Origin of the sequence: Streptomyces sp. NPDC002054 (assembly GCF_040296685.1) — a bacterium.
Taxonomy (GTDB): Bacteria; Actinomycetota; Actinomycetes; order Streptomycetales; family Streptomycetaceae; genus Streptomyces.
In genome coordinates this window covers 82,570-109,406 of sequence record NZ_JBEOXT010000029.1, presented here as the reverse complement: position 1 = coordinate 109,406, position 26,837 = coordinate 82,570, and the positions used below count along the sequence as shown (strand labels likewise).

Annotated in this window: 24 protein-coding genes, 1 tRNA gene and 1 pseudogene; 16 read left to right on the top strand and 10 right to left on the bottom strand. The window is 70.8% G+C overall.

Going from position 1 to position 26,837, the window contains the following annotated elements:
* Positions 1-1,185, top strand: a complete 1,185-nt coding sequence (locus tag ABT123_RS25330) for an MAB_1171c family putative transporter (RefSeq protein WP_351318597.1) — start codon at positions 1-3, stop codon at positions 1,183-1,185.
* Complete coding sequence (locus ABT123_RS25325) at positions 1,182-2,621, top strand: NAD(P)/FAD-dependent oxidoreductase (RefSeq protein WP_351318595.1); 1,440 nt, start codon at positions 1,182-1,184, stop codon at positions 2,619-2,621. The genes ABT123_RS25330 and ABT123_RS25325 overlap by 4 nt, the downstream gene beginning before the upstream one ends.
* Positions 2,622-2,644: 23 nt before the next feature.
* Here the strand turns inward: ABT123_RS25325 and ABT123_RS25320 are convergent, their stop codons facing one another.
* Both ABT123_RS25320 and ABT123_RS25315 read right to left on the bottom strand, forming a co-directional pair.
* On the bottom strand, positions 2,645-3,409 hold the full coding sequence (locus ABT123_RS25320) for a bestrophin-like domain (RefSeq protein WP_351318593.1): 765 nt from the start codon (positions 3,407-3,409) through the stop codon (positions 2,645-2,647).
* A gap of 25 nt (positions 3,410-3,434) precedes the next feature.
* Positions 3,435-4,103, bottom strand: coding sequence for a hypothetical protein (locus ABT123_RS25315; protein WP_351318591.1), 669 nt, complete (start codon positions 4,101-4,103; stop codon positions 3,435-3,437).
* Between the two features lie 128 nt (positions 4,104-4,231).
* Between ABT123_RS25315 and ABT123_RS25310 the strand changes: the two genes are divergently transcribed.
* On the top strand, positions 4,232-5,530 hold the full coding sequence (locus ABT123_RS25310; RefSeq protein ID WP_351318589.1) for a sensor histidine kinase: 1,299 nt from the start codon (positions 4,232-4,234) through the stop codon (positions 5,528-5,530).
* Entirely contained in the window at positions 5,518-6,180 is a 663-nt protein-coding gene (locus tag ABT123_RS25305) for a response regulator transcription factor (RefSeq protein ID WP_351318587.1), read from the top strand. The genes ABT123_RS25310 and ABT123_RS25305 overlap by 13 nt, the downstream gene beginning before the upstream one ends.
* Before the next feature lie 10 nt (positions 6,181-6,190).
* On the opposite strand, the gene ABT123_RS25300 is transcribed toward ABT123_RS25305, so the two are convergent.
* From ABT123_RS25300 to metG, 3 genes are all read right to left on the bottom strand, one after another.
* Positions 6,191-6,910 carry an antibiotic biosynthesis monooxygenase gene (locus ABT123_RS25300; RefSeq protein ID WP_351318585.1) on the bottom strand — a complete coding sequence of 240 codons (720 nt, stop codon included), beginning with the start codon at positions 6,908-6,910 and terminating at the stop codon, positions 6,191-6,193.
* 67 nt (positions 6,911-6,977) lie between these two features.
* On the bottom strand, positions 6,978-8,156 hold the full coding sequence (locus ABT123_RS25295) for a hypothetical protein (RefSeq protein ID WP_351318583.1): 1,179 nt from the start codon (positions 8,154-8,156) through the stop codon (positions 6,978-6,980).
* Positions 8,157-8,313: 157 nt separating this feature from the next.
* Complete coding sequence (gene metG, locus ABT123_RS25290) at positions 8,314-10,032, bottom strand: methionine--tRNA ligase (RefSeq protein WP_351318581.1); 1,719 nt, start codon at positions 10,030-10,032, stop codon at positions 8,314-8,316.
* Between the two features lie 312 nt (positions 10,033-10,344).
* Here metG and ABT123_RS25285 point away from each other — a divergent pair, with 312 nt between their 5' ends.
* Together ABT123_RS25285 and ABT123_RS36770 are read left to right on the top strand one after the other, a co-directional pair.
* Entirely contained in the window at positions 10,345-11,013 is a 669-nt protein-coding gene (locus ABT123_RS25285; protein WP_351318579.1) for an RNA polymerase sigma factor, read from the top strand.
* 869 nt (positions 11,014-11,882) lie between these two features.
* Positions 11,883-12,635, top strand: a pseudogene (locus ABT123_RS36770) (IclR family transcriptional regulator domain-containing protein); the annotation flags it as partial.
* Positions 12,636-12,955: 320 nt separating this feature from the next.
* Here the strand turns inward: ABT123_RS36770 and ABT123_RS25275 are convergent.
* Positions 12,956-15,217, bottom strand: coding sequence for a heavy metal translocating P-type ATPase (locus tag ABT123_RS25275; protein WP_351318575.1), 2,262 nt, complete (start codon positions 15,215-15,217; stop codon positions 12,956-12,958).
* A 133-nt stretch (positions 15,218-15,350) separates the two neighbouring features.
* On the opposite strand from ABT123_RS25275, the gene ABT123_RS25270 reads away from it, so the two are divergent.
* From ABT123_RS25270 to ABT123_RS25260, 3 genes are all read left to right on the top strand, one after another.
* Complete coding sequence (locus ABT123_RS25270) at positions 15,351-15,509, top strand: hypothetical protein (RefSeq protein WP_351318573.1); 159 nt, start codon at positions 15,351-15,353, stop codon at positions 15,507-15,509.
* 195 nt (positions 15,510-15,704) lie between these two features.
* The gene (locus ABT123_RS25265; RefSeq protein WP_351318571.1) at positions 15,705-17,396 is read left to right on the top strand and encodes a SulP family inorganic anion transporter; all 1,692 of its coding nucleotides are present in this window, start codon (positions 15,705-15,707) and stop codon (positions 17,394-17,396) included.
* 123 nt (positions 17,397-17,519) lie between these two features.
* A complete protein-coding gene (locus ABT123_RS25260; protein WP_502971041.1) occupies positions 17,520-18,521 on the top strand; it encodes a formylglycine-generating enzyme family protein in 1,002 nt (333 codons plus the stop codon).
* On the opposite strand, the gene ABT123_RS25255 is transcribed toward ABT123_RS25260, so the two are convergent.
* Positions 18,509-19,879, bottom strand: a complete 1,371-nt coding sequence (locus ABT123_RS25255) for an arylsulfatase (RefSeq protein ID WP_351318567.1) — start codon at positions 19,877-19,879, stop codon at positions 18,509-18,511. The two genes, ABT123_RS25260 and ABT123_RS25255, sit on opposite strands and share 13 nt — an antisense overlap.
* 1,167 nt (positions 19,880-21,046) lie before the next feature.
* On the opposite strand from ABT123_RS25255, the gene ABT123_RS25250 reads away from it, so the two are divergent.
* The 6 genes from ABT123_RS25250 (at position 21,047) to ABT123_RS25225 (ending at position 23,812) form a co-directional block, all read left to right on the top strand.
* Entirely contained in the window at positions 21,047-21,577 is a 531-nt protein-coding gene (locus tag ABT123_RS25250) for a DUF6879 family protein (protein WP_351318565.1), read from the top strand.
* Positions 21,578-21,603: 26 nt separating this feature from the next.
* Positions 21,604-22,452 carry a helix-turn-helix domain-containing protein gene (locus ABT123_RS25245; protein ID WP_351318563.1) on the top strand — a complete coding sequence of 283 codons (849 nt, stop codon included), beginning with the start codon at positions 21,604-21,606 and terminating at the stop codon, positions 22,450-22,452.
* Positions 22,453-22,544: 92 nt separating this feature from the next.
* Positions 22,545-22,745 carry a hypothetical protein gene (locus tag ABT123_RS25240; RefSeq protein WP_351318561.1) on the top strand — a complete coding sequence of 67 codons (201 nt, stop codon included), beginning with the start codon at positions 22,545-22,547 and terminating at the stop codon, positions 22,743-22,745.
* Positions 22,745-22,969 carry a hypothetical protein gene (locus tag ABT123_RS25235; protein ID WP_351318664.1) on the top strand — a complete coding sequence of 75 codons (225 nt, stop codon included), beginning with the start codon at positions 22,745-22,747 and terminating at the stop codon, positions 22,967-22,969. The genes ABT123_RS25240 and ABT123_RS25235 overlap by 1 nt, the downstream gene beginning before the upstream one ends.
* A 57-nt stretch (positions 22,970-23,026) precedes the next feature.
* Complete coding sequence (locus ABT123_RS25230; RefSeq protein WP_351318559.1) at positions 23,027-23,251, top strand: DUF397 domain-containing protein; 225 nt, start codon at positions 23,027-23,029, stop codon at positions 23,249-23,251.
* Between the two features lie 78 nt (positions 23,252-23,329).
* A complete protein-coding gene (locus tag ABT123_RS25225) occupies positions 23,330-23,812 on the top strand; it encodes a hypothetical protein (protein ID WP_351318557.1) in 483 nt (160 codons plus the stop codon).
* A gap of 162 nt (positions 23,813-23,974) precedes the next feature.
* On the opposite strand, the gene ABT123_RS25220 is transcribed toward ABT123_RS25225, so the two are convergent.
* Both ABT123_RS25220 and ABT123_RS25215 read right to left on the bottom strand, forming a co-directional pair.
* A tRNA-Leu gene (locus ABT123_RS25220) sits at positions 23,975-24,062 on the bottom strand.
* A 117-nt stretch (positions 24,063-24,179) separates the two neighbouring features.
* Positions 24,180-25,127 carry a beta-ketoacyl-ACP synthase III gene (locus ABT123_RS25215; RefSeq protein WP_351318555.1) on the bottom strand — a complete coding sequence of 316 codons (948 nt, stop codon included), beginning with the start codon at positions 25,125-25,127 and terminating at the stop codon, positions 24,180-24,182.
* A gap of 190 nt (positions 25,128-25,317) precedes the next feature.
* On the opposite strand from ABT123_RS25215, the gene fdhD reads away from it, so the two are divergent.
* Positions 25,318-26,181 (top strand): formate dehydrogenase accessory sulfurtransferase FdhD, encoded by an 864-nt coding sequence (fdhD, locus tag ABT123_RS25210; protein ID WP_351318662.1) that lies wholly within the window; start codon positions 25,318-25,320, stop codon positions 26,179-26,181.
* Here the strand turns inward: fdhD and ABT123_RS25205 are convergent.
* Complete coding sequence (locus ABT123_RS25205) at positions 26,148-26,750, bottom strand: CAP domain-containing protein (protein WP_351318553.1); 603 nt, start codon at positions 26,748-26,750, stop codon at positions 26,148-26,150. The two genes, fdhD and ABT123_RS25205, sit on opposite strands and share 34 nt — an antisense overlap.
* Positions 26,751-26,837: the final 87 nt, after the last annotated feature.

Here is a 26,837-nt window from a genome sequence, read left to right as displayed (position 1 = left end):
TTGAAAGGCCTGGACTACTACATTCCGGCCAGCGTGCTGGTCGTCGCGTTCACCTGCAAGCTCCCGGGCCTGACCCGGCACTGGCGCGATCCGCTGGTGCGGGCCGTCAGTGTGCTGCTCCTCGTGGCCAGCTCGGTGTTCTTCTTCGCCGCGCCGCCCACCATCGCCGCCGTCAACCGGCTGACCGGGATCCCCAACTTCTCGGCGCCCCTGGTCTACTGCATACTCACCGCCTTCAGCTCCTCCTGCCTGCTGCTCCTCATCAACTGGCGTGGCGGGCCCGCCGACCGCACCCGCCGGCTCTCCCGCTGGTGCGTGGGCCTGTACAGCTCGGTGATCCTGGCGCAGATCGTCCTGTTCACGCTGGGCGAGGCCCCGGTGGAGCGGCTGCGCGACTTCGACACGTACTACGCGCACACCCCGTTCATCCGCGAGATGGTCCTGGTGTACCTGTCGGCGCACACCGGCGCCGCCGTCGTGATGACCGTGCTGTGCCGGCGCTGGTCCCTGCACGTCCGGGGCTCGCTGCGGTCCGGGCTGATCCTCATGGTGTGCGGGTTCGTCCTGAACCTGGTCTTCGACGCCGCCAAGTTCGCAGCCGTCGGCGCCCGCCTGACGGGCCGTGACTGGGACATGCTCAGCACCACCGTGGCCCCGCCCGTCGCCTCCTTCTCCGCCCTGCTCATCGGCACCGGGTTCGTGCTGCCGCTGCTGGTGCAGCGGCTGTCGGCCAGCTGGCAGACCTGGGCGACGTACCGGCGGCTGGGTCCGCTCTGGCGCGAGCTGCGGCCCGTGGTCCCGCACGGCTCCCGCTCCGTACGCATCTCCTGGTGGTCCCCGGCGGACCTCCGGGTCACCCAGCGGGTGGCCGACATCCACGACGGGATCCTGCACCTCGACCCGTACTTCGACCACGCCCTGCGCGACCGCACGCGGGCGGCGGTCCTCGCGGCCGGGGCGGGCAGCCTGCAAGCCGACGCCACCGCCGAGGCAGCCATGGTGGCCGCCGCGGTCCGGGCCCGGGCAGCGGACCCGGAGGAGAAGGTCATAGGCTCGGCGGATGCCTATATGTCGACAGCGGCCGAGGGGCCGCGCGATCTGGTGAGCATCTCGCTCGCCCTCCGCTCCCCCGTCGTGGAACAGACCCGCCGGCATGCGGCCGGTGCCGAAAGCAGCCATTCATGAGTGAGACCCCCCGCCCGGAACAGCCCCTGCCGAGACGGGCCGTCGTCATCGGCGGCGGGCTGGCCGGCCTGCTCGCCGCGGCGGCCCTCGCCCCGTACGCCGACCGGGTCACCGTGGTCGAACGCGATGCGCTGCCGACGGGCGCCGAGCCGCGCGCCTTCCTGCCGCAGGGCCACCACGCGCACCTGCTGTGGTCCGGCGGGGCGGGGGCCATCGAGGACCTGGTCCCCGGGTTCACCGACCGGATGCTGGCGGCGGGAGCCCGCCGGATCCCGCTGACCGCGGGCATGGTGGCCCTCTCCCCGGGCGGCTGGTACCGGCGCCGGCGGCCCACCCACCACCTGATCGCGGGCACCCGGGAGCTGCTCGACCAGGTGGTCCGCGAGCGGGTGCGGGCCCTGGGGAACGTACGGATCCTGGAGCGGACCAGGGTGCTGGGCCTGACCGGCGACGCCGGACGGGTCACCGGCATCCGGGTGCAGCCGCACGGAGCGGCGGCAAAGACCCTGCCGGGCGACCTGGTGGTGGACGCGGCCGGCCGCGGCACCCGCACCCCGCAGTGGCTGCGCGAGCTCGGCCTGCCCGAGATCCACGAGGAACTGGTGGACTCAGGTCTGGTTTATGCCAGCCGCATGTACCGGGCCCCGGCCGGGACCGAGGACTTCCCGGTCGTCAACATCCAGCCGGTGGCCCGCGATCCGCGGCCCGGCAAGACCGCCGTCATCATGCCGGTCGAGGGCGGCCGGTGGCTGGTCACCCTGGCCGGCACCCGGGGCGGCGAACCGACCGGCGACAGCGAGGCCTTCGCGGCCTTCGCTCGCACGGCGCGGCACCCCGTGGTGGCCGAACTCATCGAGTACGCCGAGCCGCTCTCGGAGGTCAGCACCTTCGGCAACACCGCCAACCGGCGCCGCTACTACGAGAAGTCCCGGGTGTGGCCCGAGGGATACGTGGTGGTCGGCGACGCCGTGGCCTCCTTCAACCCGGTCTACGGCCACGGCATGTCGGTGGCCGCGCAGGGCGCCCGCGCCCTGGGCCGGGAGCTGGCCGAGGGCGGCCTGCGGGCCCCGGGGCTGGCCCGCCGCACCCAGCGGGCGGTGGCCCGCCCCGTGTCGGTGGCCTGGGAACTCGCCACGGGGCAGGACATCTTCTATCCCGAGGCCGTCGGCAAGCGGCCGGGCGCGGCCGACAAGCTGCTGGCGCGCTATGTCGACCGGCTCGTCCGCACCGCCACCGCGGACTTCGCGGTGGCCACCGCGCTCACCGAGGTGATGACCCTGTCGGCCCCGCTCACCACCCTGGTCCGGCCCGGCATCCTGCTGCGGGCACTGCGCGGGCCGCGGCTCGCCCCGCTGACCGGGCCGCCGCTGACGGAGCGGGAACTGCACTTCATGCGGCCGACGGAGGCGGGAATGGCGGAGACCGCCGGGGCGTAGCCGGTGTCCCGGGCCGGCGGGGGTTAGATGCCGAGGGCCGGGAACAGGTCCTGGAAGGGGGCCGCGGAATCGATCCCGCCGCGGCCGTAGGGGGCGTCGAAGCTCCACACCAGGAAGAGCAGGAACACGATCAGCGCGGTGAACAGGCCGGCGAGCAGCAACTCCCGGCCGGACCGTCGGATCTGCAGGGTGAAGATCAGACCGATGGTGACCACTCCCCCGGTGAGCAGCCCGAACCAGACCACCCCCGGCAGGGTGGCGTCCGAGCTCTGGGTGCGCGTGTGGCGGGCGTCGTCGGCGGCGGCGATGTGGTCGAGCAGCGGCTGGTAGGCCTGGGCCTGGAGTTCGGTGGCGGGGCTCTGGTGGGTGACATCGGTACGCAGGGCCGCGAGCAGGGTGCCGCCCTTGTCCGTGGGGGCCTCGCCGGAGGTCAGGCGCGGCCAGTCCACGCCGACGGTGTGGGCGACGTACGCGTCGACCTCGCCGCGGATCCGGTCGCGGACGGCGACCGGGTAGACGTCGGCGCGCTGGGTGACCTCGTACAGGGCCTGGGCCTCCCGGCGCACGCTGTCCTCGGCGGCGCCGCGGGCCTCCCAGACTCCGGCGATGGCCAGGCCCAACACGATCGCGTAGACCACGCCGACCATCATCGTCATGTACTCGATGACGTCGGGGGTTTCGCTGGTGTCCTCGTCGTCGGCCGCCCGGCGGTGCCGGATCGCGGTGATGGCGAGGACGAGGGCGCAGACGAGCGCCATGGCGATGGCCAGGACCAGCCATTCGGACACGGGGAAGCTCCAGTTCTTTCGGGGATCAGGCGCCGCGGCTCTTGGAGCGCGGGCGCAGGGCGGCGGCGGCCAGCACGGCCGGGGTGGTGACGACCACCATGAGCATCACGGTGGACAGCCCGTCGGTACTGCGTGCCGGGAGGGCGGCGGAGCGGTAGGGGCGGACCCGGAACCGCGAGGCCGTGGCGGCCTCCGCGGCGGGCGCCGGGCGGGCCGCCGGCGCGGCGGCCGGCTCCGCCGGGTCGGGGGCCGGGGCGGCGGCCGGGGCGACGGGCGCGGCGGCAGGCTCGGCTGCGGCGGTTGGGGCGGCTGCTGCGGGAACGGCCGCGGCGGGGGCGGGGGTGACCGGAGCCGGCTTCCGGGCCGCCGGGTGGGGCGGCGCGTCCCCGACGGCCGGCCGGGCCGCCGGGGCACAGTCAGTGGCGGGATTCCGGGCCACGGGGCAGGCCCCACCGGGCTCGGGGGCCGGCTGCTTCACGGCGGCGGGCCGGGCCGACGGCGGCGACGACGGTACGGGCTGAGAGGCGCGCGGGGCAGGCGGGGCCGGCGGGGCCGACGGTTCGGCCGGGGCGAGTTGGACCGCGGGGACGCACACATCCACCCGAACACCTCCCCCGCCCACCTCCACGAACCCGTGCAGCGGGCCCAGCGCCGCCACCAGGCCCACCCCCGCGAACAACTGCCAAGCGGTCACCGCGCCTCCGCCCCTCTTCCGTGCTCCGGAACTCGCCGATACGGCCCTTCCGGCTGAAGAAACGATCACGAAGCAGGTACGACACGCCACGGCCAACCGGACTCAGCCGTCTGACATAAGCTCGGGACATGCCCGAACCCCGTACGCCCGAACCCTCAGGCGCACTCGGGTCGGTGATGCGGAACGGCCCGCGCCGGTTCCTGTTCTCCTGGTGGCCGTGGCGGTGCTGGGGCTACCACCTCTCGGGTGCGGTGCTCGGTTGGGCGGTGCTGACCGTGCTGGCCGTACTGGCCGGAGCCGGGGTGCTGTTGTCGCTGCTCGGCATCGGGCTGGTGCTGCTGACCCTGGCGGCGGTGTCCGGGGTGCCGCTCGGTGCCCTGGAGCGGCGGCGGCTGCGGTTCGTGGAGCCGGCGCCGGTACCGGATCCGCACGGCGCCCTGGCCGGGGCGGGTCCGCTGTCCTGGCTGCGGACCCGGCTGCGGGAGCGGGCCACTTGGCGGGAGCTCGGGTACGCCCTGCTGCTGGCGCTCGTGTTCGGCCCGGCCGGATTCGGAGTGACCACGCTGGTGGCGTTCTCGGGCATCCTGATCTCCACCCCGGTGATCGTGTGGGCCATCGCGCCCGACACCGTGATGCTGATACCCGGCCGGGCCGTCTCGGGGCCCCTGGAGGGGCTGGCCGGGACCGCCGCCGGGCTGCTGGGGCTGATCGTGGCGGCGTACGCGGCTGCGCTGCTGGCCCGGGCCCAGGTCCGGACGGCACGGCTGCTGCTGGGGCCGCGCGAGGAGGACAGCCGGGTGCTGGAGCTGACCCGCTCCCGGGTCCGGCTGGTGGACGCCTTCGAGGCCGAACGGCGGCGGATCGAGCGGGACTTGCACGACGGGGCGCAGCAGCAGCTGGTGGCGCTGAGCATGACGCTGGGACTGGCCGAGCGGGAGCTGCGCGGGGTGCCGGCGGCGGCCGAGGCCGCCGAGCTGGTGGCCCGGGGCCGCGGCGAGGCCCGGCAGGCCCTGGAGCAACTGCGGAACCTCGTACGGGGCATCCATCCGCAGGTCCTGACCGATCACGGGCTGGCCGCCGCGGTCGCGGAGGTGGCGCTGCGGCATCCGGTCCCGGTGACGGTCGATCTGAACCTGCCGCGGCTGCCCGAGCCGGTCGAGGTGACGGCGTACTTCTCGGTCACCGAGGCACTCGCCAACTCAGCCAAGCACAGCGGCGCTTCGCGCGTCGAGGTGACCGGCCGGATGGCGAACGGTCTGCTCGTCGTGGCCGTCACCGACGACGGCCGCGGCGGTGCCGACCCGTCCGCCGGGGCCGGCCTGGCGGGGCTCGCGGACCGGCTGGCGGTCCTGAGGGGCAGACTGGTGGTGTCGAGTCCGATGGGCGGGCCGACCGAACTGCGTGTGGAGGTACCGTGCTCCGGCTGATCCTGGCCGAGGATTCCGTACTGCTGCGGGCCGGCCTGGTGGAGGTACTCACCCGCAGCGGGCACGAGGTGATCGCGGCGGTCGGCGATGCGAGGGCATTGCGCGAGGCGGTGGCCGCGGAGCGGCCCGACGCGGTGGTCACCGATGTCCGGATGCCGCCGGACTTCCGGGACGAAGGGCTGCAAGCGGCGCTGGAACTGCGTTCCGTGGACGTGTCGTTGCCGGTGCTCGTGCTGTCCCAGTACGTGGCCACCGCGTACGCGACCCAGCTGTTCACCGGCGGTTCGGCGGCCGGGCTGGGCTATCTGCTCAAGGACCGGGTCGGCGAGGTGGACGAGTTCCTGGACGCGCTGGAGCGGGTGGCGGGCGGCCAGACGGTCATCGACCCCGAGGTCGTACGGGTCCTGCTGAGCCAGCGCCCGGCGGCGGACCGTCCGCTGGGCCGGCTGACCCCGCGCGAGCGGGAAGTGCTGGCACTGATGGCGGAAGGCTTCAACAACCAGGCGGTGGCGGCCCGGCTGTTCGTCACGGAGGCGGCCGTGGTCAAGCACGCGAGCAGCATCTTCATGAAGCTGGACCTGGACCCGACGGAGGGGAACCGCCGGGTCCTGGCGGTACTGGCGCACCTGCGGGGCGCGGACACCCCCTGACACCCCACGGTCACTCGGCGCCCGGGGCCAGGCTCAGCGCGGGCAGGTAGCGGCGGAAGCCGTTGCCGGTCACCCCGGGGAAGCCGAGCACCTTCTGCCACTCGGGAGTGGCCGAGCCGATGCCCTGGCCGGGTGCGGCCAGGGCGTCGATATGGGCCTGCTCGCTCTCCCACTCGGCGTAGTTGAGCATCCGCCGGCCGTCCGTGCCGAGGTGGAAGGTGCCGGAGATCCCGCCGGGCGCCGGGGCCGGGTCGCTCTCCAGGGCGTCGAGGACCAGGTCCACCCACGCCTTGGCCGCACCCGGGTCGGTGCCCTCGAACTCGGCGTCCACGGCGACCACGCAGCCCGGGGTCTTCGTATCGGCGCCCAGCCCCAGCGAGCGGTACGGCGTGTACGAGTGCAGGCCGACCCGTTCGATGCCGGGTACCGCCGCGTCGATCTCCGCGTTGCGGTCGTCCCGGAAGGTCCGGGAGAACTCCTCGTAGGCCGCCTCGTCCGTCCACTGCGAGTAGTGCAGGAGGGTTTCGCCGTCGGTGCCGATGTGCACCGTGTACGAGAGGAGTCCGACGGCCGGCCAGGGGCGGCTCTGCCAGGCCCGGGCGATGGCGTCGACAGCGGCCCGCTGCCGCTCGGGGGTGCCGACCCGCCAGGTACCGGCCTTGACATGGCCCACTCCGGGGCGGGCGAGGTCGGGGCGGGCATCGGTCTGGGTCGTGGCGATGGCGCTCATGGCGGTGTCGTTTCCTTCCGTTCCGGCGTTCCGTGTCTTGATCTTCCGACCTCAAGTGCCCTTGAGGTCAAGCCCGGTCAAGCACGGTCACGGGCACCCGGCCGGCGCCGGCCACGATCCGCGAGGCCACCGGCGCGGGCGCCGTCGTACGCGCCCACAGCACGAGCAGCACCGGCAGCGCGAGGTAGCCGAAGCGGCCGGCCGGAGCCAGCAGGAAGGCCAGGGTCAGGCCGAGGGCCAGCCGGTCCGCCGCCGCCACCAGGGTGCGCGGCGGGCGCAGCACCAGGGAGAGGGCCACCGCCAGCCCGCCGACCAGCAGCAGACCCACCGTCACATACCAGCCCCAGGGCGCGAGTTCGGTCAGCAGTCGGCCCGGGAGCGGGCTGCTCGCCGGGGTGGGTACGGCCGCCCGGCCGGTGGGGAAGGCGACGACCTGCCGGACCAGTTCCGTCGGCTGCAGCAGGGCTGCGGGCAGGACCAGCACGGCCGCTCCGGCCACCGAGAGCGCCCCGCAGCGCACCGCGGCCCGCCGCCCCCACAGGCACGCCACCAGCACCACCGCGACCGGTACCGCCGGCCAGGCCGTCCACTTCAGCGAGCAGAGCGCGGCCAGCACGGCTCCCGCGAGCACCGGCCGCCCGGCCGCGGCGGCTCCCAGGGCCAGGCAGCACAGTCCGGCCAGCGGCAGGTCCACCCCGCTGACGGCGAGCGGCAGCGCGATCACCGGGGAGGCAACCAGCGCCGAGAACACCACCCCGCGGACGCCCAGCAACCGCCGCCCGCCCCACATGCCGCCGAACAGCACCGCCGCACACCAGATCCGGGCGTCCCCCAGCAGGCGCAGCATCCAGCCCTCGTCCCCCAGCAGCGCCCTGGGCACCCCGAGCAGCGCCATCCCGGGCAGGTACGGGGTGTAGTCCCGGACTCCGGCGGGCCCGTTCACGTACGGACTGCCGGTCTCCAGCAGCAGCCGGCCCGAGCGCTCGATCACGGCAACCTCGGACTGGCCCTGTCCGGTGAGCACCAGCCACAGCAGCGGGACGGCCACCGCCCCGGCCATGGCGAGGGCGAGGGCGGTGCGCGGGCGCCGCAGGGCGCAGGCTCCCGCCGCGGCGAGGTACCCGGTGGCCGCGCACCAGCCCCACAGCCGGTGCGGCTCCAGCGTCGAGAGCAGCGGGAAGGACAGCGCCCAGGCGGCCATCAGCAGCCAGCCGGCCGCCCACCAGGAGGTGCGGGAAATCGTCATGGGGCCATTGCAGCCGCCGGCCCCGGTCCCGGTCTGCACGCCCAAGTCGACATGTGGGAGTGGGGTTTCCCCTACTGCGGTGAACGTGCGGTGCATGCACGGGCATGCGTGAGGGGCGCGACCCGGTCACCGGATCGCGCCCCTCACGTTGTACGACTCAGACGGCCTCGGGCGAACCGCCGAACCGCTCCCGGTAGGCGTCCAGGTCGTCCTCGGTGACCCGGGCGAACAGCACCGGCGGCACGGTGAACGGCGTACCGGCCGGGACCGCGTCCAGGGAGCGGGCCTGCTCCGGCGTGACCCACGTGGCCGTGTCGTCGGCGAGCTCGAACGAGGAGCGCATGGCGCGCGCCGAGGCCGGGATGAACGGCTCGGAGACCACCGAGTAGAGGTGGATCAGGTTCATCGCGGTGCGCAGGGTGAGCGCCGCGCCGTCCAGGTCGGTCTTGACCTCCGTCCAGGGGGCCTTCTCGTCGAGGTAGGCGTTTCCGGCCGACCACAGGGCGCGCAGCGCAGCCGCGGCCTTGCGGTACTGGAGGGAGTCCATGTGGCTCTCGTACTCGGCCAGCAGCTCGGCGATCTGCTCGCCCAGCTTGGCCTCGACCTCGCCGGCGGGGCTGCCCGCGGGGACCTCGTCGCCGAACTTCTTGCGGGAGAAGGTCAGCACGCGGTTGACGAAGTTGCCGAGGGTGCCGCCGAGGTCCTTGTTGACCGTGGCGGCGAAGTGCTCCCACGTGAAGGACGAGTCGTCGGACTCGGGGGCGTTGGCGATGAGGAAGTAGCGCCAGAAGTCGGCCGGCAGGATCTCCAGCGCCTGGTCGGTGAAGACGCCGCGCTTCTGCGAGGTGGAGAACTTGCCGCCGTAGTACGTCAGCCAGTTGAAGGCCTTGACGTAGTCGACCATCTTCCACGGCTCGCGCACGCCGAGCTCGGTGGCCGGGAACATCACCGTGTGGAACGGGACGTTGTCCTTGGCCATGAACTCCGTGTAGCGCACGTCGTCGGCCTCGTACCACCACGACTTCCAGTCGCGGTTCGCCGGATCGGCGTCCGACCACTCCTTCGTCGCGCCGATGTACTCGACCGGGGCGTCGAACCAGACGTAGAAGACCTTGCCCTCGGCGGCCAGCTCCGGCCAGGTGTCGGCCGGGACCGGGACGCCCCAGTCCAGGTCACGGGTGATGGCGCGGTCGTGCAGGCCCTCGGTCAGCCACTTGCGGGCGATGGAGGAGGCCAGCTGCGGCCACTCCTCCTCGTGCTGCGCGACCCAGGCCTCGACCTCGTGCTGCAGCTTGGACTGGAGCAGGAAGAGGTGCTTGGTCTCGCGGACCTCCAGCTCGGTGGAGCCGGAGATGGCCGAGCGCGGGTCGATCAGGTCGGTGGGGTCGAGCACCCGGGTGCAGTTCTCGCACTGGTCGCCACGGGCCTTGTCGTAGCCGCAGTGCGGGCAGGTGCCCTCGACGTAGCGGTCCGGCAGGAAGCGGCCGTCGACCGGCGAGTAGACCTGCCGGATCGCCCGCTCCTCGATGAAGCCGTTCTCCTTCAGCTGCCGCGCGAAGTGCTGGGTGATCTCGCGGTTCTGCTGCGAGGAGCTGCGGCCGAAGTAGTCGAAGGACAGCTCGAAGCCGTCGTAGACCGCCTTCTGCGCGTGGTGCGCCTGGGCGCAGAACTCGGCGACCGAGAGACCGGCCTCCTTGGCGGCGAGCTCGGCGGGGGTGCCGTGCTCGTCGGTGGCGCAGATGTAGAGCACGTCGTGGCCGCGCTGCCGGAGGTACCGCGCGTACACATCCGCCGGAAGCATCGACCCGACCATGTTGCCCAGGTGCTTGATCCCGTTGATGTAGGGAAGCGCGCTGGTGATCAGGTGTCGAGCCATCCTGGGATGCTCCATTTCATATGTGCGGCGTGTAACCGGTCGTGAAGGGCTCATCGTATCGAACCGACGAAGGCCCCTCGTCCGCGCCCACCAGGTGGGACTGATCGGATCTGATCCCAGAGTGACCATCAGCGGACGGATTGTCACCAGCTTTTTTCTCCTGCCCCCACGGGCCGCCGATCACTGACAGGCTGGCGGCAGATGCCTCCCGTGCCCCGAGCAGAAGGTGGAACGTTGAGCGATGGCGGACCGGAGGAATCCGGTGGGGCGGTGGGACTGCCCAGCCGGAGACAGCGACCGCAGCCCACGCCCATGAGCCAGTGGGAACCGAGCGCACGCCTGTCGTACTGGGCCTTCCACACCGACCGGCGGCCTGCGTACATGCGGTTCGCGTACCTGCAGCTGGGCTCGGACGCGGATGCCGAGAACGCAGTGGACGCCACGTTCGACGCGATCATGAACGAGTGGCTCCGGATGCTGCACATGGACCGGCTGGAGGCGTACGCCTGGACGGTCCTCAAACACCGCATCGTCGACCAGCAGCGCAAACGGGACCGGCGGCCGGCACCGATGGACATCACCGCCTTCGAGGCAGCGCTCAAGGAAGCGGTGGTCGATCCGTACGAGGTGCTGACCGACACCATCCAGTTCTATTCGGCGGTGTCCCGGCTGGCCGAGCGCCAGCGGGACGCGGTGCTGCTGCGCTACGGGCTGCACTGCACCGCCGGGGAGGCCGCCGCCGTGATGGGGGTGGAGGAGGCCATCGTCCGCTCCCACCTCAGGCAGGCCCACCGGCGCCTCGCCCGGCTGCTCGACACGCCCGGGTCCGGGGCGCGGGACGGGGACCCGGAGTGCGCGGAGTACGTAGATGAGTACGTAGTAGATGAGCACGTAGATACGGAGCATGGGGACGTGGGATACGGAGACCCGGGCCCCGGGGAGCCCGGATACGGCACGCACAGTGAGGAGGCCGGGTCATGAGCGACCGGTACCCGCAGCGCGGCGCCCCCCGCCCCCGCTCGCTCGCAGAATTCCTCGCCCGCGCCGGGGTGCGCGACCGCTACCCGCACTACGACCTCGGCGCAGCCGAAGCCCGCCTGCTCTATGCCCGCGCCGCCCGGCCCACCGCCTGCCCCCGGCTCGCCGGCCCGGCCGACCACGGCAGCGGCCCCGGCGGCCCGGAGCCGGTGCCCGCGGGCTGGTGCGATCCCGCCCGGGACATCCCGGTGGACGCCGAGCGGGCCTGGCGGGACCTCAAGGCCGCCGCCATGACCACGGTGTGCGCTCCCCTGGCGGTGCCCGTCCTGGCCGAGTTCATCGCGTACGGGCACGCCGACCCGGACGGCGCCCAGGTGTTCGCCTGCCTGCTGCACCTCGCCGGGCTGCGGGACGGCGCCCGCTTCTGGTGGCAGTTCAGCGCCGGAGCCGGCCATGAGCAGGCCGCGTACTGCCTGTTCCTCGACCACTCCCGGCGCGGCGAACACCACGACGCCGGGATCTGGGCGCGCCGGCTGGCCCACCTCGGCTTCACCCCGCCGGCCGGCCGGGAGCCCGCCGAACCTCGGGTCCACGGCCAGGCCGCCGTCCTGCGGTACGTCGAGCAGCTCGAGGACCCCGACCTCGGCCCGGTGCCGCTGCCCCTGCCCGGGCTGGAGCAGGCGATGCACGCCCTGCTGCCGCCCTCCGCGCGGGCGGACCGGGCGGAGCGCGCCGATCACAGCGACCGCGCCGATCGCATCGACCACGGCGGGCGGACCACCCGGGCCTCCGCCTCCCGGGCCGGCGGCCCCCGGCACTCCCCCGGCCCGCTCCGGCATCCGGCCGTGACGGCCGCGGCCCGTCGGACCTCGGTGGGACACGGCGGGCAGGGCGAGGGCGGCTCGGCGGCCGAAGCCCGCCGCGCGCTGGACGTCGTACGGATCCTGGGACGGCACCCCCAGGGGGTGCGCGGCGACCGGCTCGGCCGGGAGGCGGGCCTGGCCGGGCCGGAACTCGGCCGGGTACTGGCGATGCTCTGCGAGGAGCAGTTCGCGCACCGGCCGGCCGAGGGCGTGTTCGTGCCCGGGCCGGCCCTGGACCGGCTGGCCGCACCCGGCGGGCACGGGCTGGCGGCCCAGCTCCAGCACACCCTCGCGCTGGCCCGGGACAGCGTCGGGGCGGCCGTGTACCTCGGCCGCTACGCGGAGGGTGAGGTGCGGGTCACGCAGATGGCGACCGGCCCGGCCGCACCGCCGGTCAACGAGTGGTTCGATTTCAGGATGGCCGCGCATGCCAGCGCGGTCGGCAAGTGCCTGCTCACCCAGCTCGACCACGACGACCGGGCCGACCATGTGGCCCGGTACAAGCCGGCCAGACTGACCGCGTCCACCATCACCGACAGCCGGGTGCTGTTCAACGCACTGGACGCGGTGGCTCCCGGCGAGCCGGTCTTCGACCTGCGGGAGTACTCGCCGGGGGTGGTCTGCTCGGCGGTGCCGATCGCGACCGGGGACGAGGCCGGCTGCCTGGCGCTGTCTCTGCCGGCGCTGCACGCGCACCGGCTGCCGGCCGCGACCGGGGCGCTGCGCCGCAAGACGGTGCCGGTGCTGCTGGCCCTGCTGCTGACCGGGGCGCTGCCTCCGGACGGGGCGGCCGACGGGTCCCCGGAGACCCTGCGCCACCTGCGCAGTGTCTTCCGTACGCCGTTGCCGGCGGCGGCGGACTCGGTGGGCCCGCATCTGGTGAGTGATGCGGCTTCGGCGACCGCGTATCTCTTCGATGCGCCGGAGCCGGAGGCCGCTCGGCCGGTGCTGGCACTGCCGCATGCCTTCACGCCGTTCGCCCCGGTGGACGCGGCGGGCGAGGGGCTGCTGGTGCTCGGCATGTGACGGCCGTACCGCTGACCGGCGGGGGCCGGTCAGCGGTACGGTCAGCGGCGTGGCAATCAGGCGGCGGGCCGGAAGCGGCGCAGCCGGAGGCTGTTGCCGACCACGAACACCGAGGAGAAGGCCATCGCCGCCCCGGCGATCATCGGGCTGAGCAGGCCGGCGGCGGCCAGGGGCAGGGCGGCCACGTTGTAGCCGAAGGCCCAGAAGAGGTTGCCCTTGATGGTGGCGAGGGTCCGCCGGGAGAGCCGGATCGCGTCCGCAGCCACCCGCAGGTCCCCGCGGACCAGGGTCAGGTCGGCGGCCTCGATCGCGGCGTCGGTGCCGGTTCCCATGGCGAGGCCCAGATCCGCCTGGGCCAGCGCGGCTGCGTCGTTGACCCCGTCGCCGACCATCGCCACGCTCCGCCCCTCGGCCTGGAGCCGCTTCACCACGTCGACCTTGTCCTGCGGCATGACCTCGGCGATGACCTCGCCGATGCCCACCTCGGCGGCGACAGCCTCGGCCACGGCCCGGTTGTCCCCGGTCAGCAGGATCGGGGTCAGGCCCAGGGCGCGCAGTCGTACGATCGCCTCGGCGCTGGTCGCCTTGACCGCGTCGGCCACCTCCAGTACGGCGCGGGCCTCGCCGTCCCAGGCCACCGCGATCGCGGTACGGCCGGCCGCCTCGGCCGCCTCCTTGGCCTGCCGCAGCCGCGCGGGCAGCTCGATGGCCCACTCGGTGAGCAGCTTCTCGCGGCCGACGAGGACGGCATGCCCCTCGACGATGCCCTGCACACCGAGGCCGGGCAGGGCGGCGAAGTCCTCGGGGACGGGCAGCGCACCGACCCGGGCGGCGGCGCCCGCGGCGACGGCCTGCGCGATGGGGTGCTCGGAGGCGTACTCCAGCGCACCGGCCAGCCGCAGCACTTCCTCCTCCGCCACCTCGTCGGCGTCGGCATGGGCGGGGTGCACGGCGAGCAGGGTCATCCGGCCGGTGGTGACGGTGCCGGTCTTGTCCAGCACGATGGTGTCGACCTTGCGGGTGGTCTCCAGCACCTCCGGGCCCTTGATCAGGATGCCGAGCTGGGCTCCGCGGCCGGTGCCGACCATGAGGGCGGTCGGGGTGGCCAGGCCGAGGGCGCAGGGGCAGGCGATGATCAGGACGGCCACGGCGGCGGTGAACGCGGCGGCCGGTCCGGCGCCGGAGCCCAGCCAGAACCCGAGCGTGGCGAGGGCCAGCACGATGACCACGGGCACGAACACGGCGGAGATCCGGTCGGCCAGCCGCTGGGCGGCGGCCTTGCCGTTCTGGGCCTCCTCCACCAGCTGGGCCATCCGGGCCAGTTGGGTGTCGGCACCGACCCGGGTGGCCTCGACGACCAGCCGGCCGCCCGCGTTGAGGGTGGCGCCGGTGACCGGGTCGCCGGCCGAGACCTCGACCGGTACGGACTCTCCGGTGAGCATCGAGGCGTCCACGGCGGAGGAGCCCTCGACCACGGTGCCATCAGTGGCGATCTTCTCACCGGGCCGGACCACGAACCGGTCGCCGACCGCCAGATCACCGATGGGAACGGTGACTTCACGGCCGCCGCGCAGCACGGCGACCTCCTTGGCCCCCAGCTCCAGCAGCGCCTTGAGCGCGGCGCCGGCCTTCCGCTTGGACCGGGCCTCGAAGTACCGCCCGGCCAGGATGAAGGCGGTCACTCCGGCGGCTGCCTCCAGGTAGATGTTCCCGGCCCCGTCGGTGCGGGCGAGGGTGAACTCGAAGGGGTGGGTCATGCCCGGGGTTCCGGCGGTGCCGAAGAACAGCGCCCACAGGGACCACAGGAACGCAGCCGAGGTGCCCACCGAGACCAGCGTGTCCATGGTGGCGGCCCCATGCCGGGCATTGGTCCAGGCGGCCCGGTGGAAGGGCCAGGCGGCATAGGTGACGACCGGCGCCGCAAGGGTGAGCGAGAGCCACTGCCAGTAGGTGAACTGCAGGGCCGGAACCATGGCCATGGCAATGACGGGCAGCGCGAGCCCCACGGCGACCACCAGCCGCTGCCGCAACCCCAGCAGTTCCTCGCCCCCAGCGGGGCGCGGCGCCGACGGGGGCTCGGGCGGGCGCGCCGTATACCCGGTGGCCTCGACGGCAGCGACGAGATCGGCCACGGACACCTCGGGCCCGAAAACAACCCGGGCCTTCTCGGTGGCGTAGTTGACGGTGGCCTCGACCCCGTCCATGCGGTTGAGCTTCTTCTCGATCCTGGCCGCACAGGAGGCGCAGGTCATCCCCCCGATGACGAGCTCGACCCGGCGGCCTGCACCGGCGGTGGTGGCGGCATCGATGACGGTCATGCGCACTCCCTTTCCCTCACACCTACCCCCAGGGGGTATCCATTTCCCGCTTCCAGATATACCCCCTGGGGGTAGGCAACGCAACCAAGGGTCCACCCCTTGACTAGATACCCCCCAGGGGTATTCTCACCTCATGAACACACGCCTCAAGATCGCCACCTTCACCCTGACCCTCATCGCCGTCTTCGCGCTGGCCTTCGGCACCGGCAAGCTCCTCGCCCCGGACCAACAACCCCCACGCAGCCCCCAACACACGCAGCACACGCAGCACACGCAGCACACGCAGCAGTGAAGTGGTCCTGGCGCGTCAGAGCGTGCTCAGCCCAGTCCAGGCGCGATGGCTCGTCACCAGCCGCAAACGGCGGCGATCGCCAGGACGGGGCCCCCGACGGCGGCACTGATGATGGCGGACCTCGATGTGACTGGCATTCCAATGACATGCGGCGTTGTGCCGCTGGTAATGAGATTTAGCTCCCACAATGACCGCGTGAAGGTGAGTCGGGTGTCGGTGTGGGACGCGGTGCCACTGCTCGGGCAGCTGCGGCGCAGCTCAATGCGCTCGGTGCGCGGGGATGCCGTGGCCGGGTTTGCAGTCGCGGTGACCCTGGTGCCACAGGGGCTGGGCTACGGGCAGTTGGCGGGGTTGTCGCCGGTTGCCGGCCTGTACACCGCGGTCGGGGCGATGGTGGTGTTTTCCCTGGTGACGTCCACGCGTCTGATGGCGGTCGGCGCTTCGTCGACCCTGGCCATCATGACGTTCACCGCAGTGACCCCCCGTGCCGAGGGCGACGCCGGGCGGGCGGCGTCATTGGCGGCGTGTCTGGCATTGATGACGGGTGCTCTTCTGCTGCTGCCGGGGCTGCGGGGGCTCATCAATTTGTTGTCGGCGCCGGTGGCGCTCGGATATCTGGCAGGGACGGCTGTGGAGATCATGGCCAGTCAGGCAGGCAAGCTGGTGGGGGTGAAGACGGACAGTGACCATCCCATGGTCAGAGTGTGGGAGGTGCTCACCCATCTGGACCAGATTCAGTGGGTGACCGCCATGGTGGGCGTGGTCTCTCTGCTCGCGCTCGTCCTGCTCAAGCCGGTGTTCCATGCCGTGCCCGTCCTGCGTGCGGTGCCTGTCACGCCCGTGGTCTGTGTGGTGGCGGTCGCCGTATCAGCCGCCGCGGATCTGGCCGCTCACGGTGTGGCGGTGATCGGACGTATCTCCGGCGGTCTGCCTGCCCCTGGTTGGCCGGAGGTGACCTCCGAGGACGTGTGGGCGTTACTGCCCGCCGCGGCCGGCATGGCGGTGATCGGCTCGATCGAGGGGACGGCGGCCCTGCGCCGGGTAGCACTCCCCTCTGGGACAAAGATCTCTTTGATCCGGGAGACGGTAGCGGCGGGCGCGGCAAGCGCAGGCGCAGGCGCCCTTGGCGGCTTCGCGGCGATGCCAAGTACTCAGCGCACCCTGTCCGCTCGCGGTGCCGGTGCCCACTCGCAGCTGTTCCAGCTGGTGTGCGCGGGCTTCGTGGTGGGCTGCATCCTTACCACAGGGCCGGTGATCGCGTTGCTGCCGGTAACGGTGCTGGCCGCCGTGGTCATGGTGTCGGCCTCGCATCTGATCGACGTGGCGGGCTTTCAGCAGTTGTGGCAGGGCTGGCGCCGGGAGAGTGGGCTGGCACTCGTGACGATGGCCAGTGTGCTGGTCCTTGGCGTGCTCTACGGACTGCTGCTGGCCGTCGTCCTCGCGCTGATGCAGCTGCTGCGCCGCGTTGCCTGGCCTCACGACGCCGTGCTCGCCGTCACCGACGACGGTCGGCCACCCCACGAGGTGGCTCCGGATCAGGCAGTTGGCTCAGATGTGCTGATGTACCGCGTGGACGCGCCGTTGTTCTTCGCCAACGCCAACCGGATCTCCCAGCGCATCCTCACCTTGGCAGCCGCCCGGACGCCCTATCCGCGGTATGTGGTCCTGGACGCCGGGGCGGTGTTCTACCTCGATGCCACCGCTGCGGAAACCCTTGCCCAACTCGCCGTCGGCCTGAAGGAACGTGACTGCCAGTTGGTGGTCGCCCGTCCCCGGGAGCAGGTTCTGGCCACGCTGCGCGCCAACCCCTATCAGGACGGCGTCACTCAGCAGCTGCCGGTCTTTCCGACCGTGCGCGAGGCGTACGCCGCCCTGCGGGAACGCTGACCACCAATCCACTGCTGCCTTGCCGGCGTGGTGCCGTGTCGACCCCGCCCCTGGAGACGCGCTGTACCAGAATCGCGTGAAACTCTCCTATCCCCTGTGCCTATCCCCTGTGAAGGACGGACGATGTCTGACGGTGAGGTGAGGTCCGGCTGCTGCAGCCCATCCCGGCCGGACCCGGCGGCGCAGATGGCCGAGCCGACGGCAGGCGACAAGCGCGCATCCCCTGCGGCAAGCGGCCCGGATCGGGAGGGCATGGTGAGGCTGGACGCGGCCACTTTCCTGATGGGCTCGCAGGACAGGTGGGAGGTGCCGGGTGACGGCGAGAGCCCGATCCACGAGGTGTCGCTCGCGCCGTACTGGATCGACCGCTGCGCGGTCTCCAACGCCGACTTCGGCGCCTTCACAGCCGCTACGGGATACGTGACGGACGCCGAACGGTACGGCTGGTCGTTCGTCTTCGCCGGACTACTGCCGCCCGGCTTCCCCGACACCCGCGCGGTGGCGGCAGCGTCCTGGTGGCGCCAGGTCCACGGTGCCTACTGGCGCCACCCAGAAGGCCCCAGCTCCAACCTCGCGGGGCGCGACGATCACCCGGTGGTGCACGTCTCCTGGAAGGATGCCCGCGCATACGCGGCGTGGGCCGGCAAGCGGCTGCCGACCGAGGCCGAGTGGGAGTACGCCGCCCGCGGTGGCCTGGAGCAGACTGCCTTCCCGTGGGGGGACGACCTGGAACCTGGTGGGGAGCGCCGCATGAATGTGTGGCAGGGCCGCTTCCCCGGTCACCACACCCGCCCGGACGGCTGGTACGGCACCGCTCCCGTCACCGCTTACCCGCCCGGCGGCCATGGCCTGTACAACGCGTGCGGCAACGTCTGGGAATGGTGTGCCGATTGGTACGCACCGAACTACTACGCCCGCAGCCCGCGCGGCAATCCCACTGGCCCCGCGTTCGGTACCGCCCGGGTGCTCCGCGGCGGCTCCTATCTCTGCCACGCCTCCTACTGCCGCCGCTACCGGGTGGCCGCCCGCAGCTCCAGCACCCCGGACAGCAGCACCGGGCACCAAGGCTTCCGCTGCGCGGCGGACGCCGGGACCGCCCCGCGCCATCCTGCTCAAGATCGATGAGCCCCGTAACCCTTGAAATCCTCTCCTGTGCTGATGTTGGGATACTTCGCCACGCTCTCCTGAAACCTTCCGATCAGTTCGAAAACCGGATGGAAGACCCACCCCATGTCCATCGCCGTCTCCCAGATATTGAAGCGTTCACCGGGATCACCGATCAAGTTGAACACCATGGGCATTTGGACGTCTGCGATGGGCTCATTGATGCCATCAGACTTTCGGAAGATTACCTTGAAGTTCTTCCATTTCACGGACATCAGCTGGCCGTCCAGCCCGAAATACAGGACCGAATCCCTCCCGGAGGCCTCCCTCTTTCCCAGAAGATGGTCAGCGCCACTGATTCCATCAATAGGACGGTCGACTGGAACGCGTTCCGACTGTCCGATCAATTCGGCGAGAGTCGGCAGCCAGTCGACGGCGCTGAACATTTCTTGACTTTGCCACCCGGTCGGGATATGTCCAGGCCACCGAACAACAGCCGGTACTCGGTAACTTCCTTCGTACGGAGGGTTGAAGAACTCGCCCCGCCAAGGTCCATTCGACCCGCCGTCGGCCGCGCCCTTCAGGGGACTCGTGGCGTTGTCGCTACTGAACACAAAAATCGTGTTGTCTGCGATGCCGGCTGCGTCGATCGCATCGAGAATCTGACCGGTGCGATGGTCCATCTCGGCCAGGCAATCGGCGTACAGCCCCCCGCCTGATTTACCTACAAAATCCGGATGTGTGCCGATTGGTGGATGAATCTGGAGAAAGGCCACGTATGCAAAGAATGGTTTCTCCGCTTCGGCCTGCCGCTCAATGAAGGCAACGACGCGCTCTGCGATCTCCTCGTCGCCACGGTCTTTGGACTGCCTGTCCAAAACGCCGACGGGCGCCACCGGCTCGCCTTTCACGCCTTCCCACCATTGGGGCTCCGGATAGCCAAGCTCACGGTAGAGCTCGTATGACGAATAGCCGGCTTCATCGGACGAGTTCTTGAGCCCGAACCACTCATCAAAGCCCTGGTCGGTGGGCAATCGGCCGGGCACCTCACCCAGATGCCACTTGCCGAAGGCGGCGGTAGCGTAGCCCGCGTCGGAGAACAGCTCCGCCAGTGTGTACTCCCACGGCGCGAGACCATAGCTGCCGCCGCCGAACGGCGCCCTCATCGTTCCCGACCGCACTGGCAGTCGGCCGGTCAGGATAGCCGACCGCGTCGGGGTGCATTGGGCCTCTACGGTGTAGTTGTTGAAGCGCAGCCCGTCCCTGGCGATGGAGTCGATGCGTGGGGTCGAGACGCTTCCACCGTAGCAACTTAGATCACCCCAGCCGACATTATCCATCAGGATGAAAACGACGTTTGGTTTGGTGGACGGGGTCATCAAGAGGCTCCTTGGGGGAAATTCGGAAAGCCGCTTAGCTCTGATCGTTCACGCATCTTGTGCGGACTACCGTCCAGCCCATCCGGATCCCAGCCTGGTCTCCGAAAACCCCTCGTCAATCACTGTCAGGCTGGAGCTCTTGCCTTCCATCCGCTACCAGGCATCGTCTCCATGGCTCGCGTTCCGCGCAACTTTTTCCACGCACGGCCGCGAGGACGAGGACGCCTGCGACCGCCTCCACCGAGGCGATCCTGCGTCAGTTCACCCACACCGCCTCCCACCCTGTCCAACAGGCCACGCTGGAAGTCGCCGCCGTGACCAGCTGACCGACGCGGACCACCGGGCGCTCACCCCGCTGTTCTGGATGCACATCCAGCCCTACGGCGAGGTGCGGCTGAACATGTCCTGCCGCCTTCGCCGTTCGTTAACGGCATCCCGAACAGTTCGGCGGAAGTGATGGACCGGCACCGGCAGGCCGTAGCCGAGTCCCTGGTGTCCTGCTCCCCGAACCGTTCCAGTCCCGAACTGTCCTGCCCGCTTGGGAGCGCCGGCCGCCTTGGTGATGTGGCCGGGCTTCCCGCAGGGTGATCACGACGGGGTCGGGCAGCAGCAGCCCGGGCATGGGCGTAGGCGTCGGACAGCTCGGCCCCGCTGTCCGAGGGGTGACGTACGCGTGCAGCACCGTGGCAGGAAATGCAAGAGAACCCCACCGAAGTGGGGTTCCTACTGTTGTCCGAGGGCGGACTTGAACTCTCCACTCGGGCACCAGCCCTTTTGCCTTCTGACCTGGGGAAACGTACTCCCTCAGGCCACTTCGTCGTAGCTGCGGTTGGTCACGGTTACCTGGCACTTCTGCCTGTTCCCGCCCGCTGTTGGTCATGCGTTGGTCACGTAGCCAACCCCCGGGCCCGGGTCTTCCAGGTGACCGAGACCGCCCTGCAAGGGCCCTGCGAACGACCATCAGCCTTGACGCTCAGACGCCGCCGCAACGAAGCTCGTGCAAGTTGGCGTAAGCCACTCGACACCGGAGGCAGTCATGGCACTACGGTTCATCGGGATTGATCCAGACACCGTTCGAGGCTCGCGGACATGCCCCGGGCATCCCTCCGCACGAAGCCGTGATTCGGATTCCGGCCCGCATGGTGCCGATGCTCAGGGAGGCGTGTGATGTCGCAGAACGAGCCGGGCTTTAACGAGCTGCTGGCGGCGGCCCGGCACTCGGCGGTGCATCTGGAGATGCGCGACTCGTACGGGGTAGGCGACGAGGCCGAGGACTTCGAGAACTGGCAGCGCACAGGCCAACGCGACGTAGACCCTGCCTCTGCCTACTGGGCGCCCTGGGTTGATTTGATTCGCGGCACCGTGGCCCGGGGAGTCGTCGTCCGCCGGGCCCGTGTGGTGTCGGAGCCGGTCACGGAGTACATCCGGTACGAGCACGCTGGCACCGTGGTGAACCTCCACGCCGGGGAGCAGGTGCGCTGGCTTCCCCGCCGTCAGGCTTCCGACATCGCACTTCCTGGGAACGACTGCTGGGTGTTCGACGGGGAGATCGTGCTCTTCAACCACTTCACCGGGGAGGGGAGCTGGTCCGAGCCCGGTTGGGAGGTACGGTCCGAACCGGCCGTTGCTGCACTGGCCTCCGCAGCCTTCGAGACAGTGTGGGAGCGCGGTATCCCACACGAGAAGTACTCGGTCTGACCTGACGAATCACGAAGAGCCAACTCATGTCTGCATCCCCCTCGTCCAGTGCCCAGGCTGCCCGTGAAGCCATCGCCACCCGTCTCGGAGGCCTGCGCAGAGAGGCGGAGCTGACCGGGCATGAGCTGGCTCTTCGCTGTGGCTGGAGTCCGGCCAAGTCGTCACGCATCGAGCGGGCCAAGACTCCCGCGTCTGACGCCGACATCCGCGCCTGGTGCAAGGCGTGCGGAGCCGAGGGCCAGGTAGAGGACCTGATCGCGGCGAATCGGCAAGCCGATCAGATGTACGTGCACTGGCAGAAGCTCCACCGGCACGGCATGCGCCGGGCACAGGAGGAAGTCGTTCCCCTGTATGAGCAAACGCGCCACTTCCGCGTGTACTGCTCGAACGTGGTCCCTGGGATGCTTCAAACCGAGGCATACGCCGCCGCCCTGCTCTCGACCATCGCGGCCTTCCAAGGAACCCCAGACGATTCAGAGACGGCCGCCGCCTCCCGGATCGAGCGCTCACGCGTTCTCCACGAGGGTGACCACCGGTTCGCTCTGCTCCTAGAAGAAACGGTGCTCCGCTACCGGATCGGCGACGAGGCCACCATGGCCGGCCAGCTCGGGTATCTCCTGGCAGTCATGGCCTTGCCGAACGTGAGCCTTGGAGTCATCCCTTTCACGGCTCAGCGCCGCGTCTGGCCACTGGAAGCCTTCTACCTGTTCGACAGCCGCCAAGCGAGCGTCGAGCTGCTCACGGCCGCCGTGAACGTGACTGCCCCCAGCGAGGTTGCGACCTACGCGAAGGCGTTCTCAGAGCTGTCCAAGATCGCGGTACACGGTGCTGCCGCCCGGGCTCTGATCTCAGAGGCGATTACGTCTCTCGGTTAGTTCGCGTGCAAGCTCGTGCAAGAACGTAGCTGCGCGGATTCGCCACTTCCTAGGGTCGTTCCATCGACTTCGGAAGCGACCGGGAGGGCGCCATGGCGGGCACCGTGCAGACGGCGGAACAGTTGTGGGAGTACGTGACCTATGCGCCGCCGGGAAGTCAGTGCACCGCGTGTCTGCGAGGCATCGAGACCCTGGAGCCTGTCCGGCGGGGTTGCATCGAAAGGGCCTCGGCGTCCCCGGTGGTGATCTACCGGCACGCGAACGAGTGCCCGAACGTGAGCGTGGCCGCGTGATGGACATGCAGACCTGGCGGGACGGCTGGACACGGGCCGCAGATGCCGCCGAGTCGATACGAGCGGCTCTGGCCGCACTCGGCCTTCCCGAGTCCGCTTGGAGCAGCGTCCGGCCCACGGTCACGAAGACCGGCAGACCGTACGTGGAGCTGGGGACGCTCCGCGCGGACGTGGCGGAACAGATTGCCGAGGCTCTTCGAGGAGCGATGACTTCCGTCCGCTAAGGGGCGGGGGACGGTCGGCTCTGGGCGGCCGTCAGGCAGATCAGGAAGGACACAACAATGACCGACCTGTACGGGCTCCCCATCGAGGGTGCCGACTTCCACAAGGCGTGCGGCGGCAGCACGCACCCGGACGGCGAGGCGTGCGTGACGCTCGCCAGGATCGGCCCGGACGCGTGGGCCATGGGTGACAGCAAGCGGTCGACCGCTGAGCCGCTGCGGTTCACCACGGCGGAGCTGAACGCGGCGGGCATCGACCCCGCGCGCTTCGACCTCTCCGCCTGACTCCTGGCACCACCTGACTGACGGCCCCGCCCACACGCCGACGGGCGGGGCCGTCGCCATTCCCGGAACGGAGCGGCAGTGCACCACCACGGTTACGCATGGGTCGGAGAGAAGAAGATGTTCGACGACGAAGCGTTGCGGCGGCCCCCGCATCCCAATCCGCCCGCGCCTGCGGCCAAGGAGGACGCGGCGGCTCAGCGGCTCGTGGAACGGTATCGGGACGTGGTCGCGGAGTTCAGCGTGACGGGGCTGCCGCCCATGCAGACGGCTCACTGGCTAATGAAGCCGCCGGGAGCGGTCAAGGGCACGTGGGAGGAGCCGAAAGAGGCCGGGGAATGGCTTGGCTTCCAGTTGGCGGAGGCCGCGCCACGGTTCGCCTCACAAGCGGACCGGGAAGTGACTCGGCTGGTACTTCTGGTGAAGGCGGCGGTGGAGCGACTGACCTGGGGCGGGGATGTGTCGCTGGGGCACTACCTGAACGGCACCCAGTTTCATTCGGTCGCCCTGGTGACCTGTTCCCCGAACCGTTCCAGCCCCGAGCTGCCTTGCCCGCTGAAGTAGTCGAAGCAACGAAAGAAGCCCCGGCCGATTGGCCGGGGCCTGATTCGTTCGGTGAACTGACACCCCTGGTCTGACCTGGGGATTCACTGGGCTGTTGGTCACCTGGTTGGTCACGCCGCAGCCCGGAAAAGCAAAAAACCCCACGTGGAGTGGGGTTTTCGTTGGTGTCCGAGGGGGGACTTGAACCCCCACGCCCGATAAAGGGCACTAGCACCTCAAGCTAGCGCGTCTGCCATTCCGCCACCCGGACCAGGTGGTCGGCCCCGGTTTCCCGCGGCGACATGGACAACAATAGCAAAGGTTTCCGGTGCTCCTCGACCACATATCCCGTGGTCAGCTGCCTGCGCCGGGGGCATCAGGCCCGGGGCTACGGGCAGCTGATGACCTGGCCGGCGTACGACAGGTTGCCGCCGAAACCGAACAGCAGTACGGGGGCGCCCGAGGGGACCTCGCCGCGTTCGACCAGCTTGGACAGGGCCATCGGGATGCTGGCGGCCGAGGTGTTGCCGGAGTCGACGACGTCCTTGGCGACGACCGCGTTGACGGCGCCGATCTTCGCGGCGAGCGGTTCGATGATCCGCAGGTTGGCCTGGTGCAGCACGACCGCGGCGAGCTCTTCGGGGGTGATGCCGGACTTCTCGCACACCTTGCGGGCGAGCGCCGGCAGTCGGCTGGTGGTCCAGCGGTAGACGGACTGGCCCTCCTGCGCGAAGACCGGCGGGCTGCCCTCGATGCGGACCGCGTGCCCCATTTCGGGCACCGAGCCCCACAGCACCGGGCCGATGCCGGCCGCGCCGTCGGGGCAGGCCTCGACCACGGCGGCGCCCGCGCCGTCACCGGTCAGCACGCAGGTGGTGCGGTCGGTCCAGTCGGTGATCTCGGTCATCTTGTCCGCCCCGATGACCAGCGCGCGGGTGGCGGAGCCGGCCCGGATGGCGTGGTCGGCGGTGGCCAGGGCGTGGGTGAAGCCGGAGCAGACAACGTTGAGGTCCATGACGGCCGGGGAGCCGCCCATGCCCAGGCGGGCCGCGACCCGGGCGGCCATATTGGGCGAGCGGTCGATCGCGGTGGAGGTGGCGACCAGGACGAGGTCGATGTCGTCGGGGGTGAGGCCCGCGCCGGCCAGGGCCTTTCCGGCGGCCTGGGCGGCCAGCTCGTCGACCGGCTCGTCGGGCCCGGCCATCCGGCGCGTCCTGATGCCGACCCGGGAACGGATCCACTCGTCGTTGGTGTCGACCAGGGCGGCGAGGTCGTCGTTGGTGAGCACCTTGGCGGGCTGGTAGTGCCCCAGCGCCACCACGCGTGAAGCGGTCATTGGGTGCATTCCCCTCGTACGACAGTCAGGATCATCCAGCTTCGCCTGCTACCGGTGGGTACGTGTGCGTGTGACCCGACAGGATTCCGGCACCCGAATTTGGAGAGTCCTGAGGAGCTTCCTGACGTAAAGGACAATGGACCGCGACCAGCACAACGGGCACAACGAGTGAATGGACGGGCTGATCGGCATGGGACGGGTCACCGAGCGTCGCCGCGTGGTACGCATCCGGGGTGGTGCCGCCGGGGTGCGCCCGGACACGCTGGTGGCGGAGGAACCGCTGGAGATCCGGCTGAACGGCAGGCCGCTGGCGATCACGATGCGCACGCCGGGTGACGATTTCGCGCTGGCGGTGGGCTTCCTGGCGAGCGAGGGCGTGCTCGGCGCCGCCTCCGAGGTGCAGGCCGTCACCTACTGCGAGGGCGCGACGGAGGACGGCTCCAACACGTACAACGTGGTCAACGTACAGCTGGCGGCAGGCGTCAAGGTGCCGGACATCACGCTGGAACGGAACGTGTACACCACCTCCTCCTGCGGCCTGTGCGGAAAGGCCAGCCTGGACGCGGTCCGTACGGCGACCCGGTTCGCGGGCCTGGCCGATGACCCGGTACGGATCCCCGCCGAGCTGCTGGGCGAGCTGCCGGACCGGCTGCGGGCGGCGCAGAAGGTCTTCGACCGGACGGGCGGCCTGCACGCGGCCGGCCTGTTCTCGGCGGACGGCGAGCTGCTGGACCTGCGGGAGGACGTGGGCCGGCACAACGCGGTGGACAAGGTGGTCGGCCGGGCCCTCCAGGCGGGGCTGCTGCCGCTGGCGGGTGCGGTGCTGCTGGTGTCCGGCCGGGCCTCGTTCGAACTGGCCCAGAAGGCGGTGATGGCCGGCATCCCGGTCCTGGCCGCCGTCTCCGCCCCGTCCTCCCTGGCAGTGGACCTGGCCCTGGAGTCGGGCCTGACCCTGGTCGGATTCCTGCGCGGCGGGAACATGAACATCTACGCGGGCGAGCACCGCATCGTGCTCGGCGATCACTGCTGGCAGCGCCCGAACGTCACCACATAGGTTCCGGCCCCGCTCGCATTCGCTCCGGCCGGATCAGCCGCACCGGCCTGGGCCCAGCGGCCGATCTCCCGCAGTGACGGGTCGAGGATGATCTGACGGTGGCCCCAAGTGCTGACGTTCATCCACCAGTTGACGGCGGCTTTCGGGGTGCCGGAGCCGCCCCAGCCGTTGTAGGTGATCTCGGCGACGCGCCAGGACCGGGGGTTCGGGCAGTAGCCCGCGGCCTTGATGCGGCTCTGCGGTGTCGAGCCGGTCCGCGGGTTGGTGTGGGAGTCCTTTCCCGGTCCCCACCACTTCAACTGCACGGCCGCGGCGGTGTGCTGCTGGGCCGCGTTCGTCAGGGCCTGGTTGCCGGTCAGGGCCGGCAGCCCGCGCTTCGTGCGCTCGGCGTTGATGAGGCACACGAGGGTATCCCTGGTGGCGGTGCCGCTCGGGGGCTGGGCCGCGACCGCGGCATTGCAGGTGATCGCCGAGGCCGATGGGGCGGCGATGGGTATGAGCGTGGCCGACAGAACTCCGGCCGCCGCCAGACTCAGTGCGGTTCTGGTACGTGATGCACGGCTTCTCACGGAGGTTCCTCCTCCCGCGAACACGAACAGTGGTATCGGGCTGAGTGGAGGGGCGCCCCGGCACATGGCCGACCCTCCCAGACTGGC

Coding starts and splice junctions, on each gene's coding strand:
- ABT123_RS25325 (WP_351318595.1), top strand. CDS start 1,182: ATGAGTGAGACCCCCCGCCCGGAACAGCCCCTGCCGAGACGGGCCGTC.
- ABT123_RS25310 (WP_351318589.1), top strand. CDS start 4,232: ATGCCCGAACCCCGTACGCCCGAACCCTCAGGCGCACTCGGGTCGGTG.
- ABT123_RS25300 (WP_351318585.1), bottom strand. CDS start 6,910: ATGAGCGCCATCGCCACGACCCAGACCGATGCCCGCCCCGACCTCGCC.
- ABT123_RS25295 (WP_351318583.1), bottom strand. CDS start 8,156: ATGACGATTTCCCGCACCTCCTGGTGGGCGGCCGGCTGGCTGCTGATG.
- metG (WP_351318581.1), bottom strand. CDS start 10,032: ATGGCTCGACACCTGATCACCAGCGCGCTTCCCTACATCAACGGGATC.
- ABT123_RS25285 (WP_351318579.1), top strand. CDS start 10,345: ATGAGCCAGTGGGAACCGAGCGCACGCCTGTCGTACTGGGCCTTCCAC.
- ABT123_RS25275 (WP_351318575.1), bottom strand. CDS start 15,217: ATGACCGTCATCGATGCCGCCACCACCGCCGGTGCAGGCCGCCGGGTC.
- ABT123_RS25270 (WP_351318573.1), top strand. CDS start 15,351: ATGAACACACGCCTCAAGATCGCCACCTTCACCCTGACCCTCATCGCC.
- ABT123_RS25260 (WP_502971041.1), top strand. CDS start 17,520: ATGTCTGACGGTGAGGTGAGGTCCGGCTGCTGCAGCCCATCCCGGCCG.
- ABT123_RS25255 (WP_351318567.1), bottom strand. CDS start 19,879: ATGACCCCGTCCACCAAACCAAACGTCGTTTTCATCCTGATGGATAAT.
- ABT123_RS25250 (WP_351318565.1), top strand. CDS start 21,047: ATGTCGCAGAACGAGCCGGGCTTTAACGAGCTGCTGGCGGCGGCCCGG.
- ABT123_RS25245 (WP_351318563.1), top strand. CDS start 21,604: ATGTCTGCATCCCCCTCGTCCAGTGCCCAGGCTGCCCGTGAAGCCATC.
- ABT123_RS25240 (WP_351318561.1), top strand. CDS start 22,545: ATGGCGGGCACCGTGCAGACGGCGGAACAGTTGTGGGAGTACGTGACC.
- ABT123_RS25235 (WP_351318664.1), top strand. CDS start 22,745: ATGGACATGCAGACCTGGCGGGACGGCTGGACACGGGCCGCAGATGCC.
- ABT123_RS25230 (WP_351318559.1), top strand. CDS start 23,027: ATGACCGACCTGTACGGGCTCCCCATCGAGGGTGCCGACTTCCACAAG.
- ABT123_RS25215 (WP_351318555.1), bottom strand. CDS start 25,127: ATGACCGCTTCACGCGTGGTGGCGCTGGGGCACTACCAGCCCGCCAAG.
- fdhD (WP_351318662.1), top strand. CDS start 25,318: ATGGGACGGGTCACCGAGCGTCGCCGCGTGGTACGCATCCGGGGTGGT.